This window comes from Rhizobium laguerreae (genome assembly GCF_002008165.1).
In the GTDB taxonomy this organism is placed as follows: Bacteria; Pseudomonadota; Alphaproteobacteria; order Rhizobiales; family Rhizobiaceae; genus Rhizobium; species Rhizobium laguerreae.
The window spans coordinates 415,182-436,384 of sequence record NZ_MRDM01000032.1 but is presented as its reverse complement, the minus strand read 5'-3'; the positions used below and the strand labels follow the sequence as shown (position 1 = coordinate 436,384).

Sequence of the window (21,203 nt, the reverse complement as noted above, 5' to 3'; positions counted from 1 at the left end):
CCTCCATATTTGAATGTCCAAAAGTTCCTGCCCACCGAGATATGACGGCTCACCGCGGTCAGCTTGTGCGTTGCGCGTAGGAAGGCTCGCGCATGGCTCGGATGACGTGCCGTTCTATCTCCGAGCAGGTCTCGTCATATTCCCGCACCAGGTTCGAATTGAACCGATGCCGTCGAACTGCGTCACGCGCTTCGACGGCCATCTGGTAGGCTTCGAAGAGCTCGAGCTGCCACGGGTCGCGGGTTTCCATGATCAGCTTGCGCATCTGCGGCAGGCGCATCGCCAGGCGCCTGCGTCCCGCCTCCCGACGGTTGGATCGTGCCATCTCCTTCAGTCTCCTCAATGCCCGCGACGACAGGGCCTTCGATCCGCAATTAGCGCCGGCGACCGATATTGAAATGGGTTTTAGGACCAAAGGCCGAGGCCATCGGACTGAGGTCCGGGGCGTGGAACGACCCTGCCTCCAGCTAGTTGGTTTTGCAGCGGTCACGAAGGCCGCCTCGAAACAGAAGGAGGAGAAAATGCTCTCCAAGCTTATCGTCGGTGCGGCCACTGCCGCGAGCCTCATGTCGGGCGTCGCATTCGCCCAGTCCTCGACCGTTAATGGTGCGGCGGGTGGCGCGGTTACCGGTGCGATCGTCGGTGGCCCCGTCGGTGCTGCTGTCGGTGGCGTTGCCGGCGCCGTTGTTGGCACGGCGATCGATCCGCCGCCGCAAAAGGTCGTCACCTATGTCCGCGAGGCTCCAGCACCATCGGCGCGCGTGGTCGTGAAGGAGAAGATTGTCGTCGGCCAGCCCCTGCCGGAGACGGTCGTCGTGACGCCTATTCCGGATGACCCGACCTATGCTTATGCGGTGGTCAATGATGAACGTGTCATCGTCGAACCGTCGTCCCGCAAGGTGATCCAGGTCATCAAGTGACCTGATGCGACGCAGCCACTGCCGCGTCATTGCTCCGCAAATCATCTTAAAACCTGAGAAGCGCCGCACGACAGACGGAAGCGCCGTCGTGCGGCCAAAAAAGCAGAGAGATTGTTATGAAGACCAAGACACTCGCAGTGCTGATGACGGCACTCTCGATCGGCGTTTCGCCGGTCGGTATCATGGCCGCCTCGGCGCAGGATGCACCAATCCTTCCCAAGAAGGGTGCTGCCCAAAACAACCAGTCCAGCGGTGGTGCGACCCAGCAACCGGATGCGGGGGGCGCCACCTCCTCGGGTGGCGCAGGAGCATCGAGTAGCCAGGATGCGCAGCAGCAACCTTCCGGCTCCGACGGAAACTCGTCGGGGGCGTCGACCGGAACCTCCACGGATGGCTCCTCGGGTCAGACGACAACTCAGCCCGGTGCCAAGACGCAGTCCGGAAGCTCGACCGAAACCGGCTCCGGTGCCGCAGGCACGGACACCTCCGACGGAAGCCCGGATGCTTCGACGTCTTCCAAGTCGGGGCAGTCCTCGACGGAAAGCCAGAAGCCTGCCGGCAGCGAGGACACCGGCACATCGACCGGCTCCAGCGAGACCCAGAAGTCTGGCGACGCGAAGTCTTCCAGCGGCTCGACTGAGACCCAGTCGAACAGCAAGACCAACAACACATCCGTCGACAGCAGCACTCAGAAAACCACGAAGACCGAGACGAACAACACGACCAACGTGAACATCTCCGTCGAGCAGCAGACGGAAATCCGTACCGTTGTGAAAGAAGTTCACGTCGAGCCGGTTCGGGAGGTGGACTTCACGGTTTCGGTCGGCACGACCATTCCGAAGAAGATCAGGCTCGAGCCGCTGCCGCCGCGGATCGTGGAGATCGTACCGCAGTACAAGGCCTACCGCTTCTTCCTCCTCGCGGACGGCCGGATCGTCATCGTCGATCCCTCTGCATTCACAATCGTCTACATCATCTCGGCATAACGGCCGGTGCCCGGCAGCGACCGCCGCCGCCGGGGCCGAGGAGAGGGAACATGATCTATTCCGAAGAGAAATCTGCAGGTTTGGCCGTGCCGCTGATCGCCATCCTGCTGGCGATCGCCGGCATTGTCGCTGTGCTTGTCGCCACCGGCGGCCGACATGATAGCACCGCCGGCCGCGTCTGGGTCCCGCAGGCTCAACAGCAGGGGTCAGGACAATGAAAGCCATCGCATCCGTCGTCTTTGGAATCTTGAGCTCGGTCGGGGCCTGCATGGCTGCCGCATCTGTCGCGTCCTACGTCGTCGCGGACTCAGAACCTCATGCCTTCAAAGACCTGACGTCGCGCGATCTGTGGACGACGACACCGGTGAAAATCGATATCCGGCAGCAGCACTACGAGCGAATTCCGCCTCTCTACTCCAGCTACGTCACCGAGGCGCCTGCTATCACGACCTCCAGGGCGAAGCCGGTTTCCGATCGCCCGTCAACAGCCGAACTCCAGACACCGCAGCCAAAGCTTTCCGCCGAGCACCTTGCCTGGTGCGCGCAACGCTACCGTTCCTTCGACCCTGCGACCAATAGCTATCGATCCTATAGCGGCGGGATCCGCGAGTGCTCTTCGCCGTTCCAGAAGATCGTCGCCGAAGCCGATGAGGGCGTCGCCACGAAGGTGAATGCACAGGCGGCGGCTCGGTGCGCTGCTCGCTACAGGTCGTATCGTCCGCAGGACAATACTTATCAACCATGGGAAGGACCAAGGCGCAGCTGCGGCACTTCAGATCTCGTCGCAACGAGCGACTAACCGATCGGCTGTGGTGGCGAAGAAAGTACTGAACCGCACCGATATGGTCACTCAGACCAAAGTCCATGTTGGAAACGCTGTGGTTGTGATAACGGGTTGCATTCGAACGTCGGAGATCGGGGATGGCGACGACGCTGATAACGGAAATCCAGCAGGCGCAGACAAGGCTTCCGTTCTTGAGCAGGGCGGACCGTGGCGCTCTTATCGTTCGCATCCTGCGCGAGCTGAAGACGCATAGGCAGCAGGTCCTCGGTCATGTCCCGGCCGAGCGCTGCGTTTGGATCGACACGCTGATTGAGTCCGTGTCCTTGACGATATCGGAAATCGCCGCCATGCAGGACGCCGAGTTCAATCGAGTCTTGAGCGAGTTCGAAAAGCTTATGGCGACGCTCGATGGAATTTCGCATGCGGAGAAGCGGTCAAAGATAATTCATTGAGAGGGTCACCGATGGGCGTTCAATTTAACGCCCCACCGAAAGCGATCCCTGCGCGTCAGCGTTCCCTGCTCAAAGGGCGCCCAAGAAAAGCAAGATGGCTATCAAGCTCGATGGCGCAGGGCGTCCACGAGCGCCACGAAAGCCGGAGAGGACTGCCTTCTGCTGGGGTAGTATAGATGGTAGCCATCCCAGTGTGGGGAAAAGGCCTCCAGCACGCGTCTCAGACGGCCTTCCGCAATATGAGGTAGCGCGACGTCTTCCGGTACGTATGCCAGGCCAAGTCCGTCCAGCGCCGCTTCCACACTCTGATAGGAGTTATTGAAGGCAAGCTGTCCCTCCACCCTGATCCTGATCTCTTTCCCGTTGTCTTCGAACTCCCATGCCCAGAAGCCGCCATATGTGGGCAGGCGCTCGTTGATACAGTTATGGCGGACGAGGTCCTGCGGATGCTCCGGAACCCCATTGCCGTCGAAATATGAGGGCGTGCCGACGACGGCAAAAGGGAAATCAGGCCCGATACGTGTTGAGATCATGTCTTTCGCCACCTGCTCTCCCATCCGGACGCCGCCGTCGAAGCGCTCGGTCACGATGTCAGACAGCCCGTTCTCGCGTATCAGCTCCACCTTGATGTCAGGGTTGTTCGGTAGGAAGCGCTGGAGTTTCGGCCAGATGATCCATTTGATCGCGTGATCGGATGCCGTGATGCGAATGTTCCCCGCGGGCCTGTCCCGGAGCTCTGTGAGAGCGTCGAGTTGAGCATCGATCTCGTCGAAATGCGGTCCCACGCCTTGGAACAACCGCTCCCCGGCCTCGGTGAGCGAAACGGCCCGCGTGGTACGGGTCAGCAGCCGGATTCCAAGCCGCGTCTCGAGCTGGCGGACAACGTGGCTGAGCGCCGATTGAGACACGCCCAATTTCGCAGCCGCTCGCGTAAAGTTCTTCTCTCGGGCGACCGCCAGAAAAGCCAGCAGGTCATTGACGCTCTCGCGCGGCATTCACGAGCTCCTTCGGATCAAATGGCCGTTGTACTGAATTTGCTGAGGCTGGACATTGAAATCATCGTGAACACCCGCCTGGCTCTGTTCGCACTGGAACAAGTTGCGCCGCTGGCCATTTGTCGTCCATGAAAACAGCCCTGCCGATGTCGCTGCTCGCTCTGGCCTTCTCCGTTGGCGGTGCCGCCGCGCGGGAACTCCGACCCGAAGAAATCAATACTGCGTCGATTGCGTCCATCGGGACTGAGAAATCTGGGCCGGGAGATCCAGACCCGGCGATCGTTCGCCTTCAAGTCCTGCTCGACCGTGCAGGCTCATCTCCCGGCGTGATCGATGGCCTCTCGGGCGAAAACGTCGACAAGGCCGTGGCCGGCTTCGAGGCGATGAACAATCTTCCTGTCGATGGGAGGCTGGATCCAGAGGTCGCCTCCCGCCTGGAAGGCAATGCCCCGATCGTTGAGAGTTATGTCGTCTCGGCCGAGGATGCCGCGGGTCTCGTTGACAAGATCCCTGAAGATTATGGCGAGAAGGCAAAGATGCAAAGCTTGGGATATACGAGCGTTGCCGAGAAACTGTCCGAGCGGTTCCACATGGGTATCGATCTCGTGCATGCGCTCAACCCGGCTTCGCAGTTTGCTCCTGGCGACACGGTGTGGGTGGTGAACCCGGGTCTTCCAAAGGAAGGAAAGGTCAAGAGGATCGAGGCTGACAGGAAGACGGGGCAGGTGCTCGCCTATGCCGCGGATGGATCGCTGCTTGCAGTCTATCCCGCAACGATCGGAAGCGAAGACAATCCGGCGCCGTCAGGCAAGCACAAGGTCAAGGGCGTCGCGAGAATGCCAGTCTACAGATATGATCCGAAGCGCAACTTCAAGCAGGGAAAGAACAACAAGGTCCTGACGATCCCGAAAGGGCCGAACGGTCCTGTCGGGACGGTCTGGATCGACCTGACCGAACCGACCTATGGAATACATGGGACACCGGAGCCGAAGCTTATCGACAAGGTGGGATCGCATGGCTGCGTGCGGCTGACGAATTGGGATGTCGAAGAGCTGGCTAGCATGGTCAAGCCAGGCGTCATGGTGGACTTCGTCAAAGGCAGTTCCGCGGCTCCGAAGTGAACGGAATATATTTCTATTCCGATCCCTTCTCGGGTTTGCTGCCGATTGGATGTCGGGCTCTTCCCGGCATCCCGGCCGTCTGTCAGACCACAAACTAATGCAGAGATCCCACGCCGATATCGAGCTTCGCCGCCATGTTCACCAGATGCGGTAACGTTCGGGCGTTCATCTTCCTCATGACCTGACCGCGATGAGCCTTCACTGTGATCTCGCTGATGTTCAATTTGAACGCCACCTGCTTGTTCAGTAGCCCCTCGGCGACGAACTTCATGACTTCCCGCTCTCGCGGCGTAAGCGTCCGGTAGTTTCCCTCGAGGCGACCTATCTCCATGGTGGCTTGAATGGCCGCATCAATCTTTTCCGTGAGAGCGTTCAAGTCGAACGGCTGTGGTATGAAGCTGACATGAAATTTCGTTGCATTCACGGTCATCGCCTGACCGCCATGGCCGGTGAGGACGATCACCGGGCAACGGGTTGCATGCGCACATATTAGATGTGTCAGATCAGACGCGGTGAGGTCAGGCAGCCTCGCGTCAAGAACAACGCAACCTAGAAAGTCCGCCTCTGGGCATGTCAGAAATTCCGTTCCTGATTTATAAAGGTGCGGCCGCCAACCCTGTAAGCAGATGTTTGCGTTCAAAGCCGAAGAGATAGTATCGTCGTCACTCAAGATGACGACGATTGCGTCTTCCGGTGAGAATTTCTGCGCTTTGCGCGTTGTGGCATGCGGGTGGTTACCAGTGTACATTGCCATTCTCCTTTAAATTGTATCGAGAATCTGTGGGCAAAGATCATTAGAAATGAATTGTACTTGCGTCCGACTGTTGATTGTCGCGATCGCTGCTGAGATTTCTTTTAGTGGATAGCGATTCAAAATGGCACTTAAGTGCTATGAGAGATTCTGAAAAAATCTGAATCGCTGCTTTGGTACGCGGCCCCGTGCCCTTGGAATAAGGGGCGTTTCTATGGTTTTATGGTCCTAAATACCATTGCCTGGAGAGAGTGCTTTGGGACAGATCGAGCTAGGCCTTTTCGAGTTCTGCGGTTGGGAGCTTGACCTCGCTAAGCGAGAGCTGCGTGCCATGGGAGCGCCAGTACCCATCGGCAGTCGGGCCTTTGAAATTCTGGAAACACTCGTGGTTTCGGAAGGCGATATCGTATCCAAAGACGACCTTATGAAGCGCGTTTGGCCCGGACTCGTCGTCGAAGACAATACGATCCAAGTTCACATATCGGCAATTCGTAAGGCGCTCGGAAAAGATAGGAATTTGCTGAAGACCATTTCTGGTCGAGGCTATCGTATCCTCGGCGAGTGGACGTGCCATCGTAAATCAGCACACGCGCCGGCGCCGACGCCTCCCATCCACCCGCGATCAACTCGGAATTCGTTTTTTACAAATATTCCGGCCTCGATGTCTGATTTGGTAGGCCGCGAGACGACGATTACCCAAGTCCTGAACCTGACTTCTGCCTACCGAGTTGTTACGCTGACCGGTCCCGGCGGTATCGGAAAGACCGTGCTTGCGTCAGAAATCGCCCGCCGTTTGCTGCCATCGCTGGATGGCGACGCCTTCTTCGTAGAACTTGTATCCCTGTCGGATCCAAGCCTTGTTCCCACAACGCTAGCTCAAACCCTCGATTTGCATCTTCAGGGAGACGACATTTCCGCAGAGCTGGTGGCGCGCGCCATCGGAACGAGGAAGATGTTGTTGGTGATCGACAACTGCGAACACGTCATCGACGCAGCCGCCTCAATGGTCGAGGCGATCGTGCGCGCTTGCCAAAACGTATCGGTGCTCGCGACAAGCCGAGAGCTTCTCCGTATCGAGGGTGAATTCGCTTACCGCGTGCCCCCGCTCGAGGTTCCGGCGAGCGAGGATCTCGGCAACGCTCTGGAACATAGTGCAGTCCAGCTCTTCATCGCCCGCACCCGGGCCTTGCTATGGGATTTTTCGCCAAGCGAGGAAAGGCTGTCTGCCATCGCGACGATATGTCGGCATCTCGATGGAATTCCGCTCGCCATCGAATTTGCCGCCGCCCGCGCTGCGACCCTCGGTCTCCAACAGATCGCCGGCCGACTGGACGATCGCTTTGTCCTGCTGACCGGCGGACGTAGGACAGCTCTGCCTCGTCATCAGACACTCCGCGCGGCGCTGGACTGGAGCTATGAATTGCTGCCGGAAGCCGAACGCCAGCTGCTTTGCAGTTTGGCGATCTTCCCGGCCGGCTTTACGCTAGATGCCGCCGTGGCGGTGAGTGGGGAAACCGAGGCGGAAACGGCTCTCGCTATTTCTAATCTCGTCTCGAAGTCGCTGGTGACATTCGAAGGGGCCGAAACAGGTCCTCGTTGGCGTCTCCTCGAAACCGTGCGCGTCTACGCGCGCGAAAAACTCGGGGTCCGCGACCACTACCAACGCGCCATGCGTCGGCTGGCGAAGTACTTTCTGTCGTTCTTTCGGCCGTTTTCAGAGGAGCGCCATCTTCAGGCTGCGATCGAAGAAATTGGTCGCTATCGCCGGGAGATCGACAATCTGCGTGCCGCGTTGAGATGGGCTCTCTCGCCCGATGGGGACGGAATTCTGGGCGTAGGCTCGCCGCCGCCGCGAGCGACTTCTGGACTGCCATGTCGCTGGTTTCCGAGGCGGGCGACTGGGCGGAAAAGGCGCTCGAACAGATCGGCGAGGAGAGCGGAAGCCGCACGGAGATGGTCTTGCGATGCGCTCTCGGATTCGCGCTGATTTACACCCAAGGCATGAGCCATCGCGGCAGGGACCTGCTGACCGGTGCCTTGTCGCTGGCAAAGGCATTCGATGACTTTGATTACCAGCAGCGCGTGACATGCGCACTTTGGCTGTTCTCCGCCCGATCGATGGAATTGGAAGACGCGCTGGTGTTTGCGCGTGAATACGAGCAAGTCGTCAAGGGACGAGACATACAGTCCCGGGCTACGGCCGCATGGCTCGTGGGAATCCCTCAAACCTATCAGGCGGAGCACCAGGAAGCTGGCGAGCGGCTTGATTGGGCGGCGAGGCATTTCCCCTTCGACAATCGCCGCAAAAATATGCTGAGGCTCGGGGCCGACGTTCGGACGTCCTCCATGGCCCATAACACGGTGAACCTGATCTCACGCGGTCAGTTGGACGCGGCGGTTCGAACGGCTGAGGAGTCGATCCGGGAAGCACGCGAAACAAGGCAGCCATTCGTCTTATGTGTTGCTCTCGCATGGTCGGCTGCCTTCGTTTCACTAAGCCTTGACGAAGTGCATCGAGCCAAGGAATACGGCGAAGAGTTGCTCGACCATGCATTGCAGCATGGCCTGCGTCCTTTTCACGCGGTTGGCCTATGCGTGAAGGGAAGCCTGGCGGTTCGATCGGGCGATCCAAGGAGTGGCATCGACGCGATTCGATCCGGCATTGGTGAAATGCGTGAAGCCGCGTACCTGCTCTTTTATCCCTTTTTCTTATGCGAGCTTGCGTCTGCGTTGCAGACGGCCGGTCGTTTTAATGAGGCGCTTCAGGAAATCGGAAATGCCCTGCATTTTTCAGAGCAAAAAGGCTACCGGTGGATGGTGCCCGAGATTTTGAGAAGGAAGGGCGAGATATTAGCCGCCCAGAACATCAGCGACGCCTCTGATGTCCAAAACTTGTACCAACAGGCAATGCAGCAGGCCTCCGCGCAAGGCGGAATTTACTGGCAAATTTCGGCAGGCATCAGCCTGGTCGAATTCCTTGATCGCAATGATGGACGCGGATCGGCTCGCAATATCCTCCTTCCGATCTACCAGCAGTTCACGGAAGGATTTTCCAGCGTCAAACTGTCACGAGCAAAGATGCTGATCGACGGTCTGGGCTGAAACGAAGGCCGAAAATCGCTGCACGGCAGTCCCTACGTCGCAACCGAAATCAAATGTGGCCCACGTCCACGTTCAACACATGGAGCAAGGCCGCCGGAAAACCGGCGACCAGGCACGCGTCTGAAATGCCTTTACGTTCTGACTGAACGGAACGCAGTCCGGAGCTCTTCGCAGAACACCGTCGTCTGCTCCCAAGCTGCGAAGTGCCCGCCCTTCGCGAGCCTGTTGTAGTGTATCAGGTTCGGGTAGGCCCGCTCCGTCCAGCTCCGGGGCGCCGCATAGATTTCGTCGGGAAATACGCTGACCGCCACCGGAATCTTGACATTCTTCACAGCGAAGAATTCAAGCTTGTTCTCCCAGTAAAGGCGTGCCGACGAGACGGCCGTGTTCGTGAGCCAGTAGAGGGTCACATTGTCAAGGATATCCTCTCGTGTCAGGCCTTCCGTCTCGCCGTCGAAGACGCGGGCAATCAGCTCGTAGCTCCGGATGTCGTGATCGATCATCCACGCGGCAAGGCCAACGGGTGAATCCGCAATGCCGACCAAGGTCTGCGGGCGGTTTGCCATTTCGATCGCGTAGCCGAGGCCATGCTTGTAGAAGTCATCGAGCTGGTTGTAGGCGTGTTCCTCGTCGGCCGACAGTCCTGCAGGCTTGGTGCCTCCCGGCCGCAGCGCGGCGGCGATGTCGTCCGGAACGGTGGCCGGCATATTGACGTGGATCCCGGCCAGTTCCGGCGGGGCGATCAATGCCATCTGCTCAGTCACGGCGTCGCCCCAGTCGCCGCCCTGAGCGACATATTTCGAGTAGCCGAGGCGTTTCATGAGTTCGATCCAGGCATGCGCGATCCGGATGGGATCCCAGCCTTTCTCGGTTGGCCTTCCGGAGAAGCCATAGCCAGGGATCGAAGGAATGACGACGTCGAAAGCATCTGACGCGGAGCCGCCGTGTGCAGTCGGATTGGTAAGGGGTTCGATAATCTTCATCTGCTCGATGATCGACCCCGGCCATCCATGTGTCACGATGATGGGCAGGGCGCCGTCGCGCTTGGCTTTCACATGGATGAAGTGGATGTCGACGCCGTCGATCTTGGTCGTGAACTGGGGCAGGGCGTTCAGCCTCGCCTCGACCTTTCGCCAGTCATAGTCCTTTGCCCAATACCTTGCGAGCTTTTCGATGGTCGCGGATTGAACGCCCTGGGTATTGTCATCGACGATCTCGCGATCCGGAAAGCGCGTTGCTTCGATGCGGCGGCGGAGATCGTCGAGTTGGGCATCGGTCGCCTTGTATTTGAAGGGACGAATTTCCTCGCCACCGGCTTTGGCCAGGGCGATCGAGGCTGGAAGGACGCTGAGCGCGCCGGCGGCAGCGGCGGTTGCCAAAAGAGTGCGGCGAGTGACTGAGGATGAGATGGATGACATGGGTGTCTCCTGGGTTCAGAATTTCGACGCGCCAAAGCTCTCATGTGCGGAGGCGAGGTTCTATTGCACCAAGGTGTCGCCGATACCATGGGATCGGTTCCGCATGTGGATGGCAAACGCCTCTTAGAGATTGTCGAACAGGTCGATATTGACGAGAGCAATCAGGCCCGCTCGCTTGAAGCAGCAGGGTCTCCCTTGTCTCTAGGTGCAAAGGTGATCAGGGGTGTCGTGGCTTCAGGGCCTGCTCGCTCTGTCGAGCCAAACCAAATCGACTGATCGAGGTCGCAGAGTTGATGTTCCCTTGGAATTTGCAGAACGGGCCGCCATCATCGAAGATGGCGGCCCGGTCAGGATTCGATCGCGACAGCTGAATGCGGCCGGCGGCCTTTCCTGTGCGCAGCGCCGGAAGCTCTCTTCATGGCACATGCCGGCCGTGCAAAATGGAGCCGTCAATCGGGCAGCGGCCGTCCTGAGCGCTCGGCGATCATGTATTGCGCATACCAGTCCGGCCAGTTCTCATCATGATTGCCGCCGGTGCGTTTCTCATGTTCGCCATGGGCAGCAGCGGCGCGGCGCAAGGCGCTCGCAAGGTCGCTCTCCGATGAAAATGCCGCGCCGGTGGCGGCGATGCGGCCCGGCAGCCTGGCCGTCACCTCCTGGAAGAGCCAGCCGTTTCCATCGGGGTCGCTGAACGATGCAAAAGATGAGTAACTGCCGCGAGTTGGATGCGGTCCGGCAAGACGACCCTCGTCGTCCTGATGATGGAAAACGCCGCCGACATCATGAAAGATACCGCTCATTGCAGCGCCTCGGGCGGCCAGCGCCGCATGAGCCGTCTCAATGTCGGAAACGATGAGATGAAGGCCTTGCGCTGAACCCGGCTTGGCGGAGGTGACGCCACTGCCGAAGATGACAGAGCACGGGGAGCCAGGCGGTGTCACCTGAACCACCCGGAAACCGTTCGCGCCGGAAACGTCGGCGTCCAGCCTCCAGCCAAGCCCGGTGTAGAAGGCCTTTGCTCGATCGACGTCGGAAACCGGAATAACCACGACTTCGAGCTTCATGTCGACGTCATGCACCTTCTCTGCGGCAGTCCTATTGCGTTCCTGGATAGACATTTTCAATTTCCCGTAATGAGCGTGATGGGCATTGCCCGTGACGCTGCGGACGATGCGCCAGCCCCGTGCGGCCGTCCATTGTCCCATGGTGTCGGTTCGATTGTTGCGGCGATAATCCGCGATGGTCGATGAAGACCGCGCCGGACGCCTGTGACGCCCGCACGCAAAAACGCCTCCGTTTGTCCGACAGAGCAGACCAAGACCCTTTGTTCACCCCTAAGGCGTGCGCTCGCCCCCGGCGGAATGTGTCCGCAGAGGGCCGCTTTGGCGCCTCGCAACGCGCTTGTTACGCTGCAAGCGCTTCAACAAGATCGCTCGTATTCACGATGGCGCTGGCGTAATTGGGCATGTTGATTTCCAACGCCGCATGCATCATCTCGTCCGAGTAGTCCGCAACGGCGTCCCTCACCACCGTGACGTCGTAGCCGAGTTCGGCGGCAAAGCGGACCGTGGCTTCGATGCAGGTGTGAGCAACCAGTCCGATGACGATGATCCTCTCGATCCCGTGCCGCTTCAGCTGCAAATCGAGATCGGTGTTGGCAAATCCGCTTGAGCACCAGTGTTCGGACGCAACGATCTCGCCTTTGGCCGGAACGAATTCGGCACGGAATTCTCCGCCCCAGGTCCCGGATTCGAAACTTCGGCGGTGCCACGCCGCGCGCTGGATCGGCGCCACGAATTTCCAGTTCTCATAATCGCCTTCTCGGTACCGGTGATGCATGGCGAAAAAGATGGGAAGCTTTGCAGCGCGCGCTGCGGTCAAGACCTCCTGCATATGTGGCACGCAGTTGTTCGCTTCCGCCACCTCCTTGATCCGAGGCCAGATCTTTCCGCCCTCAGAGATAAAGTCGTTATAGGGGTCGACCACCACCAGGCCGGTGTTGTTTGGATCGTATGACAGGGATTTCATGGTGCTCTCCGTGCGGCAACTAGATTTAGACGGTCAGCTATTGCGGAGCGCGGCGCGCTCGATATTCGCGGCGAAGAGCGGCGTCTCGCCCTTATTGTGAGCGATGGACATCGGCTGGCGCTGCGTCCGGAAGATGTCGAATGGAATCCCCTGGCGGTCGAGGAAGGTGAGCATCTCGTCCGTCGCATAGGACCTGACGCGGTTGGTGAGCTCGCATCTCGCCTCGTCGATCCGCTTGGCGCTCAACTCCCAGGTCACGTGGATGGTCGTGCGCCCCGACGGGGTGAAAACGTCCGAGTGGGAGTCGAGGATCAGGTGATCCTTCTCACCGAGCGTCTCGACGTAATGCTGGACCATCAGGCTGCCGCCGATGGTCTCGACATTGATCGACATCCGTCTGCCGTCCGGCGCCGTGGTGAAGCCGGCGGCGATGTGGGCTGGAGAGCATTCCTGGTAGTCCTTCTCGGGCAATGTGAAGCACCAACGGGGGATGTCGATCTTCTCGATCGGCGCATTGATGATGGCGGAAAAGCTTGAATCGACGATCTGGTTCTCAACGCTGTGCATGTCATCTCTCCATTGTTCATCGTGATGGGCGGGCTGGCACGACAAGGCGTGCAATCCCGCGTAGTGGATTCTGTGTCGTCACAGGGAAACCGTTACCGAATATTGTGGTAGGCGCCGTGCGACTTGCTGGTTCACACGGGGCGCCTCTTCAGCCTACTTATCGGCCAAAGTCTGCGTGTAATGGCCGAGCCTCGACTCGATGTCTGGGTTCGTCTGCAGGCCCATCTCCATCAACCGGCCGATGTTCTTTTGCGCCACGGGACGCTGGACCGAGGAAATGAAGGCGTCCCAGCCGGCACCGATTTCCGGGTCGGTCGGCAGGCTGGCGAAATCGACCAGCCGTTTCGTATCCGCGATGGCTCCCCGGTCAAATCCGGAGATGCGCGCTGCAAGCGAGTCGACGAAGGGATCGAGCTTGTCGTCTGCGAACGAACGGTTCACGTAACCATATTGCTCGGCCAGTTCGCCGTTGATGTCGTCGGATCCGAGCAGGACTTCAAGCGCGCGCCCTCGGCCCATCAGCCTGGGAAGCCGTGCCATAGGACCGCCGCCCGGCACGAAGCCGGCGCCGACCTCCCATTGTGACAGAATGGCCTTTTCCCGGCTCGCAAAACGCATGTCGCTTGCCAGGGCGAGCTCGCTTCCGACCCCGGTGGCGCGCCCACGGATCAAGGCGATCGATACGACCGGCGCCTTGCTCAATCGCACCAGCATGTCGGGAAGCGGATGAAGACCCGTGCGCCCTGAGGGAAGGCTCGTCGACTCCTCCAGAGGCGGCGTGAAATTGTAGTGAGTCAGAAAGAAGCCCGGCACGTTGCTGTCGAACACGACGACCCTGAGGTTCGGATCAGTCTCGATGTCGGCGATAATCTTCTCGAGCTGCGGAATGGTCTCCGGACCGAAAATATTGAACGGAGGGTTGTCGAATGTCACCCGCCAATAGGCCGGCGTCCGCTTGTCCACTTTGATCTGGGATTCGTGTGCCGTTTCGGACCCGGGCTTTGATTGTACCGTGCTGTCCGGCTTGACCGGCGACTGGCCGGAGAGCGCAAGTGCTGGCAGCATCGGGACCGCAGCGGCTGTCAGAAACGTGGATGACGCGGCGACGACGGCGAGAGCAAGCCGGGACCGCAACCTTTTCGATGATGTGGGTGTCATGATTGTCTCCATGTCTGGGCTTGGTCAGCGAAATCCTTCGCTAGGGCTCGATTTCAAGAATGAGTTCGATTTCGACGGGCATTCCGAGCGGGATGCTGGGGACGCCCAGAACGATGCGCGGCGGAATCCTTTCCGCTCCGAAGATGTCGAGCAGAAGCTCGGAGGCGCCGTCTGCCACCTTCGGATGTTCGCGGAACGTGTCGGATGTCGCGATATAGACGCCGAGCTTGGAAATGCGACGAACGGAGTTCAACGATCCCAGCTGCGACCTCGCGGCCGCGATACCGCTGAGGCAGGCGGTGCGCGCGGCATCATAGCCTTGCAGGGTCGACAGCTCCTCGCCGACCCGCCCGAAGTAGACGGGATCATGGCCAATCACCGGAAGCATGCCGCTCAGGAACAGCAGCGGCCCTGACTGGATCGCCTCGACATAGGCGCCGAAAGGCGTCGGCGGGGGAGGCAGCACGATCCCCAGTTCCAGCAGGCGCTCCTCCGGGTCGCGGCCTACCATTTTCCCAAATGTGCGCCGTTGTCGACGTGCAGCACCTCCCCGGTGATATTCGCTGACTCGGTCAGATACACGACGCCGTCGACGATCTCCTGGACGGCCGTGATCTTTCCCATCGGCGAAAGCGACTTGAGATAATCTTTTGGGTTCGTCGCATGCAGCGGCGTATCGACCACACCTGGCGACACCGCATTGATCCGGATGTTATCCCTGGCGAATTCGAGCGCCAGGCTCTTGGTGATGGCATTGAGGCCGCCTTTCGTGATCATAGGCACGGACGCCGTCACACCGGCGATGGGATGATCCGTCAGCGACGACGTGATGGTGACGACGCTTCCTCCCGACTTCTGACGAAGCATCTGCCTGACAGCGCACTTGGTGAAGTGAAGGAAGCCTTCGACATTGGTGGCTGTGAGGCGCCGAAAGTCATCGATCGTGTAGTCGAGGAAGGGCTTGGTGACGAAGATGCCGGCGTTGTTGACCAGCGCGTCGATCGACCCGAATCGCTCGACGGCCCGCTGCGCCACACGCTCGGCGGTCTCCGGATCGGCGACATCGCCGTCGATCAACGCCAGCCTGTCATTGCGCTCGAACGCGGTCGTCTCGCTGACGCGTCTCGATGTCCCGACGACATTGTATCCCTTATCGAGGAAGGTCTTCACGAGGCCGGCGCCAATCCCTTGGGATGCGCCGGTGATCACCACTGTCTTGTGCAGGCTCATTTCCGCCTCCGTTATTGGTACGCACCGACCAGCCGCCCACCACCAATGGCCGGGCGCTACCTCGATCGCGAATTGTGTGTTGATCCGGCCTTCAGCCGGGAACGGTTTCGACATCTCCGTTGCCGTTCTGTCAGGAACATCTCGCCAAAAACGGTTGCCGCCTATTGTACGAAGGTGTCGCCGATACCTTTGGGTCGGATGGCGGGACCGAGCGTTGATCACCGGAGGAAGCCGAATCCGCGCGTTGGCGACACCATCGTCTAATGGAATCCGCTTTTTCCTTTCCGCATCCTCAGCAAGCCGGCTCGAGCCGGCGCTTCTTTAAAACCAAGCGGAAAGAGGTTCTGACATGCAGACGCATCTCCGAGAGATAACGGGAAACGAGGCGAAGACCGGCGACGGTCCTCTAGACGCGCTGATCGAGTTCTACAGGGCGTTCAACGCTGCCGACATGACGGCGCTGGAAGCCGTCTGGGTCGAGGGCGACGCTCCGAGCATGGACAATCCCATCGGCGGAATCCGACGTGGCTGGGGCGCGATTGCCGAGGGGTATTCCAGGCTTTTCGAAGGTCAGGCGAAGGTGCAGGTGGTATTCCACGACTTCACCAGCCAGGGCGGAGAAGACTGGCACCTCTTTGTCGGCCGCGAAAGAGGCCGATGCGAGACACCCGAGGAGAGGCTCGATGTCGCCTTTCGCACGACACGCTGGTTCGTTCGAACGAACGACGCCTGGCGACAACTCCACCACCACGGTTCCGTCGAAGACCCCGAGATGCTTGCAGACTACCAACGTTTGATTTTTGGGGGCAGGGCGAAAGGCAGCCAATACCAAGGTATCGCCGATACCAAGGTGTAACTGTGGTGCGAGCGGAAACTTGCCATACTTCTCCTCACGCAGCCGGTTCCGACTGCAGTCGAACAAGAAGGAGCGACAGATGAAGATCCTGATGGTGTTTACGTCCCATGACATTCTTGGCAGCACCGGCCGAAAGACGGGCTTCTGGCTCGAAGAAGGAGCTGCGCCCTATTATGTCTTTCGCGATGCCGGCGTTGAACTCGTCCTCGCCTCGCCCAAGGGCGGCCAGCCGCCGGTCGACCCGAAGAGCGATCTGCCGGAAAACCAGACGGAGGCGATGACTCGCTTCAAGCAGGACGCAGCGGCGCAGAAGGATTTCGCCAGCACCTTGAAGCTGGCGGACATGCGCTCGGAGGATTTCGACGCGGTGTTCTATCCGGGCGGCCACGGACCGATGTGGGATCTGGTCGACAACCCGGATTCGATCTCCCTGATCGAATCCTTCTACAATTCCGGCAAGCCGGTTGCCGCCGTCTGTCATGCACCTGCCGTGCTGCATCGGGTGACATATAAGGGCGCGCCGATCGTCAAGGGAAAACGCGTCACAGGGTTTGCGAACAGCGAAGAGGAAGAGGTTCAGCTCACCGACGTCGTGCCGTTCCTGGTCGAAGATGAATTGAAACGGCTCGGCGGACTTTATGAAAAAGCGCCGAACTGGCAGAGCTTTGCTATCACGGACGGGCGGTTGATCACCGGACAGAACCCGGCTTCTTCAACTGCCGGTGCGCAAGCCCTGGTCAAACTGCTTGCGGACCGGCCTGCTGTCGATTCGAGCGCCGCATAAGTCACAGCCGGGTGGCCAGCTGACAAACTCAGTATGCGTGGTCGCAAACGGGAGCGCCTGCGGATAGGCCGTGCCGCCCGCATGATCAGTTCGCTTGAGTCTTGTATGCGGCATCTTGCCGAACTGAAGCGACTCCCTTTACCGCACGAAGCGCATCGAGCGCGTCAGGATTGACACTACCGTTGACAATCATGAAGCGCTCGTGGCTTTGCACCTGTTCGAGGCCTTGCGACTTCAAGTCGCCGACGACCTCTCCCAAACTGCGGGCCTCGTTTTTGTCGATCCGAATGGTAACTTCAATCTTATCGGTCGTCATACCTCGCCGCTTCCTCTTGCCTGGAGCAGACCCTTGCCAACATCCCTAGCACGCGAAGATAGAGGCTTTGTAAGCTGAATCAAGCGCGCCCATAGCGCCCATCCGCGAAACTTCGGATCGGACTGAGCAATAAGAGCCGCAACGCCGGCGACATGTGGGGTCGCCATGCTGGTACCATCCCATCGGTCATACTTGTCATCGGGCAAGCTCGAAAATATATCGACGCCAGGAGCGGCAATGTCCACTTCCTGACCAGGATTCAAACCGCCGCATGAGAACGACGCCGGCGCGAAGGAGCGATCCACGGCGCCAACTCCGAGGATCGTGGACGCGTTCGCCGGAGAACCAACTGGGTTAATCTGTTGAGGACGGGAACTTTCGTTCCCGGCAGCGGCAACAACTAAGGTTCCTGCGTCTAAACATACCTGCCCAATTTGCTCGTAGTCGTCACTCGGCGCATCTCCAATTTGCGTTGCAGCGCCTAACGACATCGAAATAACATGGCAACCTTCATCCAGCGCCCATTCCATGCCGGCAATGATCGACCGGTCAGTACCGAAGCCGTCGTCGCCCAGCACCTTTCCAGCGTAGATTTCCGCCTCATGGGCGATACCGTAGCGTGGGCCGCTGGTCGGTCGCAACGGACCGCATGCCGTGCCGATGCAATGCGTTCCGTGACCGTGAACGTCGCCATCGGAACTACGTGTCGCAAAGAGTTTCTTGGTGACGGAACGGCCGACAAAATCCTGATGAGTTTCGTCAAATCCGGTATCCAGTACCGCCACCTTGATGCCGGCCCCGCTCAGCTCACCTTCGATAGCCCTGACAGCCTGCAGTCCCCAGGTGTTGCTGGTCTCTTCAAAGGCTGCCCGGGCCACAAGCCCCTCTGCTCCCTGCCTGCCCAATAAGCGATCGACCAGTTCGTTCACAGCGTCACGATAGCCGAGCAGGTAGTCACGGTCCAAATGGGTTGCAACGCCGCCCACCGTTGCCTGTGCGAGGCCTGGCCGCTTCGTCAGCGGGCCGCCGAGGGCGCGATAGGATCGCTCCGGCCGAGCAGCGCTGACGACCTTCCGCTGCATGGCATTTTGCAACATGGGCTTCAGTCTCTCGCCGTCCCGGCGCACAATTGCGATTCCGAAACGTTCAAAGTACTGAACATCAGCGCCATCGAAATCATTTGGCACCGCCACGGCGCTGCGAAAATCCTTGGACGACGCGACGCGGAAGCCGCCTTTTTCGAGTTGCTGTACACCCTCGCTCCTTGCTTTGGGTGTAAATCGCACCACCATGCCAAGACCCGATGTGCCGTCGCCCGGTGCGTTGACCCTGCCTCGCGTTGATTTCGCCATGATACCAACTCTCCCCCATCTTTCACGGTTTCAAAGCAATACAAAAGCCGCAAGATTGACGCGGCATACCCGTTAATCGAGCCGACACTCGCGTTCGGGACAGGTAGATCAATGCGGATTGACCAGATGTTTTTTCCGCTGTTTTGCCGCGAGAACACAAAGCTTCGCCGACTGAAAATTGGAGCGTTCGGCAAGCAAGCATAATAAATTGTACCTTGTAGGTCGATTTCGGGATGTACTTCCCCTGGCCGAAATCTCGGCGGCAAATATACATCTTATTGTTGAGTTGGCAAATGAAAATTCTAGTGGTCGTTCGTCAGTGTTTCATTGCTTTTCAGGTGGCCTATACTTCTGCATCTCCTCCCCATTGGTTTTCTTCGTTATTTTTGTGCCTGACAATACAAGGTGCGCTGAATCCGCACAGATATCGACTGGGTTTACGGGTAATTTACCAACTTTAAGATGAATAATAGCCCAATATGATTAGTTGACTTCGCGTTCTAGGTGTATGAATTATCCCGCGGGCTGGAAAACGGAGGGTGTTGCTAATGGCAATCGTTTTTCAATCGCACGGGGGTGCGGAGAAAAAACGTGCGGCTCCAGGGCCGAGCGTTCGGGCCGGGCGGCCAGCGACGGGTGACGTCGCGGTCGATGAAGAAGCTGACTTCGGTTATTTCGTACCGCCATTGGATGCGCCAGAGAATTACCTTCCCAACACGGCGGAGACGCTTGGGGAGCTCGATGAACTCGGCGAAATGATGATCGATGTTGTCGCGACGCCGACGAGCGAGGATCCGACGGAAGATTCCACGCTCCCGCCTGTGTTCACATATTGGGGACAATTCCTGGATCACGAGCTAACGGCCCGAACTGATCGCGAAGGGGCGATCTCGAGCATGGTCAACGCTCACCCGCCTGTCGCCTCGTCGACAGTGGAGAGCCAGTTCAGGAATGCTCGCTCGCCCCGCTTCGATCTGGATAGTGTCTACGGCGGATCGGCCGTCGGCGAGGGGATCGATGCAGATGTTGTCAAAGTGATCTCCGGCCTTCGCCACCCCACGCTGAAAAACAAAATGCGGGTCGGGACAGCCGTCGATCCGGGGCCGCTTCCAGACAACCTCGACGAACATCGCGACCTTCCTCGTTATGGCCAGGTCCAGTCCTCTGTCCGGGAGGCGGCTTTACGTCTGGCTGAGGCCGCCATGACTCCCGAGGCGTTTCATAAATTCTCTGATACCTTGCCCCAGCGGGCGATAATCGGGGACAATCGCAACGATGAAAATCTCGTCGTCGCGCAGTTCCATCTGAGCTTTCTCCGGTTCCATAATAAGGCCGTCGACTATCTCGCATCGCATGACACGGGCTGGATCGCCGATTTCAGCTCAGCCCAGGCTCTGACAAGACTTCATTACCAATGGTTGATTGTAGAAGGATACCTCAAAGGCGTTTGCGATCCGGTTGTAGTGGACCGCGTCGTCGAGGATCGGGCATCTCATTTCTTCAAATTCAGAGCCGAGTTCGATGCCCGGAGGCAGAATACCCGGCTCGGCAATGCTCTGCCGTTGGAGTTCTCCACCGCAGCCTATCGGTTCGGTCATTCCATGGTCAGAGCCTTCTATGACTACAACAAGAACTTTGGGCGGCCGGGCACCGGTTTTCTGAAGCGCGCCACCTTGCAGTTGCTATTCGAATTCACTGGCGGCGGCGGCAGGCTGGATGACGAGAAGAAGCTGCCTAAGAACTGGATAATCGACTGGACGCGCTTTACCGGAGCTGATCCCCATGATGCGGGCGATGGGGAGCCGGCCCGTCTTGCCAGGAGGATCGATACGGAACTTGCTCCGCCATTGCATACGCTGTTCAAGGAGGGGGAGGACCAGGCCGACCAACAGCTTAAGGAGTTGTTCAAGAACCTGGCAAGGCGGAACCTTCGTCGGGGCTACAATCTCAGGCTCCCGACGGGTCAGGCTTTACACAAGCATCTCAAACAAATTGGCGCGGTGCAGTCCTCGCCGATCCAAGATGTCTCAGCGCTGTTTGCCGCGAAGCCCGATCTGAAGAACTTCCTCGCCGGTACTGCATCGCGTTTCCACGAGCGTACACCGCTCTGGTTCTACATTCTGGCTGAAGCCGAGGCTGCAGGCGGAAACCGGTTGGGCGAAGTCGGGAGCTGTCTCGTGGCGTCGACCTTCGTGGGCGTGCTGCTGGCGGATCCGGACTCGGCTCTTTCGCGTGGGTTCACGCCCAATCAGAGCCCTCTCAAGATGCCGGACAACTCGCCGATCGACTCGATCGTCAAGTGGATGCGGTTCGCGGCGGTCATGCAGTAGTACTCGCAAGGCTGTTGCCTCGCCGCACCGCGGCGAGGCAAACCACCCTATCA

Annotated in this window: 21 protein-coding genes and 1 pseudogene; 10 read left to right on the top strand and 12 right to left on the bottom strand. The window is 59.1% G+C overall.

Annotation, left to right across the window (positions count from 1 at the left end; genetic code table 11):
- Positions 1-58: 58 nt before the first annotated feature.
- On the bottom strand, positions 59-325 hold the full coding sequence (locus BS630_RS36065) for a hypothetical protein (RefSeq protein ID WP_025394178.1): 267 nt from the start codon (positions 323-325) through the stop codon (positions 59-61).
- Between the two features lie 196 nt (positions 326-521).
- Between BS630_RS36065 and BS630_RS36060 the strand changes: the two genes are divergently transcribed.
- The 5 genes from BS630_RS36060 to BS630_RS36045 all read left to right on the top strand — a co-directional run bounded on the left by BS630_RS36060 (position 522) and on the right by BS630_RS36045 (position 3,142).
- A complete protein-coding gene (locus tag BS630_RS36060; RefSeq protein ID WP_025394179.1) occupies positions 522-920 on the top strand; it encodes a DUF1236 domain-containing protein in 399 nt (132 codons plus the stop codon).
- Between the two features lie 116 nt (positions 921-1,036).
- Complete coding sequence (locus tag BS630_RS36055; protein ID WP_077981253.1) at positions 1,037-1,906, top strand: DUF1236 domain-containing protein; 870 nt, start codon at positions 1,037-1,039, stop codon at positions 1,904-1,906.
- A gap of 50 nt (positions 1,907-1,956) precedes the next feature.
- Positions 1,957-2,124, top strand: a complete 168-nt coding sequence (locus BS630_RS37610; protein WP_165503774.1) for a hypothetical protein — start codon at positions 1,957-1,959, stop codon at positions 2,122-2,124.
- The gene (locus BS630_RS36050; protein ID WP_077981252.1) at positions 2,121-2,705 is read left to right on the top strand and encodes a BA14K family protein; all 585 of its coding nucleotides are present in this window, start codon (positions 2,121-2,123) and stop codon (positions 2,703-2,705) included. Before BS630_RS37610 ends, BS630_RS36050 begins: the two co-directional genes overlap by 4 nt.
- Before the next feature lie 122 nt (positions 2,706-2,827).
- Complete coding sequence (locus BS630_RS36045; RefSeq protein ID WP_077981251.1) at positions 2,828-3,142, top strand: hypothetical protein; 315 nt, start codon at positions 2,828-2,830, stop codon at positions 3,140-3,142.
- A gap of 101 nt (positions 3,143-3,243) precedes the next feature.
- Here BS630_RS36045 and BS630_RS36040 read toward each other — a convergent pair whose 3' ends face one another.
- Positions 3,244-4,137, bottom strand: a complete 894-nt coding sequence (locus BS630_RS36040; protein ID WP_025394183.1) for a LysR family transcriptional regulator — start codon at positions 4,135-4,137, stop codon at positions 3,244-3,246.
- A gap of 119 nt (positions 4,138-4,256) precedes the next feature.
- On the opposite strand from BS630_RS36040, the gene BS630_RS36035 reads away from it, so the two are divergent.
- Positions 4,257-5,258, top strand: a complete 1,002-nt coding sequence (locus tag BS630_RS36035; RefSeq protein WP_077981250.1) for a L,D-transpeptidase family protein — start codon at positions 4,257-4,259, stop codon at positions 5,256-5,258.
- Positions 5,259-5,352: 94 nt separating this feature from the next.
- On the opposite strand, the gene BS630_RS36030 is transcribed toward BS630_RS36035, so the two are convergent.
- The gene (locus BS630_RS36030) at positions 5,353-6,006 is read right to left on the bottom strand and encodes a response regulator transcription factor (RefSeq protein WP_077981249.1); all 654 of its coding nucleotides are present in this window, start codon (positions 6,004-6,006) and stop codon (positions 5,353-5,355) included.
- Positions 6,007-6,265: 259 nt separating this feature from the next.
- Here BS630_RS36030 and BS630_RS36025 point away from each other — a divergent pair.
- Positions 6,266-9,111, top strand: a pseudogene (locus BS630_RS36025) (ATP-binding protein).
- Positions 9,112-9,242: 131 nt separating this feature from the next.
- Here the strand turns inward: BS630_RS36025 and BS630_RS36020 are convergent.
- From BS630_RS36020 to BS630_RS35990, 7 genes are all read right to left on the bottom strand, one after another.
- Positions 9,243-10,529 carry an epoxide hydrolase family protein gene (locus BS630_RS36020; protein ID WP_077981248.1) on the bottom strand — a complete coding sequence of 429 codons (1,287 nt, stop codon included), beginning with the start codon at positions 10,527-10,529 and terminating at the stop codon, positions 9,243-9,245.
- Between the two features lie 449 nt (positions 10,530-10,978).
- Positions 10,979-11,647 (bottom strand): VOC family protein, encoded by a 669-nt coding sequence (locus tag BS630_RS36015; RefSeq protein WP_077981247.1) that lies wholly within the window; start codon positions 11,645-11,647, stop codon positions 10,979-10,981.
- A gap of 286 nt (positions 11,648-11,933) precedes the next feature.
- Entirely contained in the window at positions 11,934-12,557 is a 624-nt protein-coding gene (locus BS630_RS36010; protein WP_025394189.1) for a cysteine hydrolase family protein, read from the bottom strand.
- Positions 12,558-12,590: 33 nt separating this feature from the next.
- Positions 12,591-13,124 carry a hypothetical protein gene (locus tag BS630_RS36005; protein ID WP_077981246.1) on the bottom strand — a complete coding sequence of 178 codons (534 nt, stop codon included), beginning with the start codon at positions 13,122-13,124 and terminating at the stop codon, positions 12,591-12,593.
- A 153-nt stretch (positions 13,125-13,277) separates the two neighbouring features.
- Entirely contained in the window at positions 13,278-14,282 is a 1,005-nt protein-coding gene (locus BS630_RS36000) for an enoyl-CoA hydratase/isomerase family protein (protein WP_077981245.1), read from the bottom strand.
- A gap of 40 nt (positions 14,283-14,322) precedes the next feature.
- Positions 14,323-14,793 carry a RidA family protein gene (locus BS630_RS35995; protein WP_077981244.1) on the bottom strand — a complete coding sequence of 157 codons (471 nt, stop codon included), beginning with the start codon at positions 14,791-14,793 and terminating at the stop codon, positions 14,323-14,325.
- Entirely contained in the window at positions 14,787-15,512 is a 726-nt protein-coding gene (locus BS630_RS35990; protein ID WP_077981243.1) for an SDR family NAD(P)-dependent oxidoreductase, read from the bottom strand. Before BS630_RS35990 ends, BS630_RS35995 begins: the two co-directional genes overlap by 7 nt.
- A gap of 349 nt (positions 15,513-15,861) precedes the next feature.
- On the opposite strand from BS630_RS35990, the gene BS630_RS35985 reads away from it, so the two are divergent.
- Positions 15,862-16,368: a YybH family protein gene (locus BS630_RS35985; protein WP_077981242.1), complete on the top strand. Its 507-nt coding sequence runs from the start codon at positions 15,862-15,864 to the stop codon at positions 16,366-16,368.
- A gap of 79 nt (positions 16,369-16,447) precedes the next feature.
- Entirely contained in the window at positions 16,448-17,152 is a 705-nt protein-coding gene (locus BS630_RS35980; protein ID WP_077981241.1) for a type 1 glutamine amidotransferase domain-containing protein, read from the top strand.
- A gap of 85 nt (positions 17,153-17,237) precedes the next feature.
- Here the strand turns inward: BS630_RS35980 and BS630_RS35975 are convergent, their stop codons facing one another.
- Complete coding sequence (locus BS630_RS35975) at positions 17,238-17,468, bottom strand: hypothetical protein (RefSeq protein WP_003547661.1); 231 nt, start codon at positions 17,466-17,468, stop codon at positions 17,238-17,240.
- Positions 17,465-18,820 (bottom strand): S8 family peptidase, encoded by a 1,356-nt coding sequence (locus BS630_RS35970; protein WP_077981240.1) that lies wholly within the window; start codon positions 18,818-18,820, stop codon positions 17,465-17,467. Before BS630_RS35970 ends, BS630_RS35975 begins: the two co-directional genes overlap by 4 nt.
- Positions 18,821-19,368: 548 nt before the next feature.
- Between BS630_RS35970 and BS630_RS35965 the strand changes: the two genes are divergently transcribed.
- Positions 19,369-21,150 carry a peroxidase family protein gene (locus BS630_RS35965; RefSeq protein ID WP_077981239.1) on the top strand — a complete coding sequence of 594 codons (1,782 nt, stop codon included), beginning with the start codon at positions 19,369-19,371 and terminating at the stop codon, positions 21,148-21,150.
- Positions 21,151-21,203: the final 53 nt, after the last annotated feature.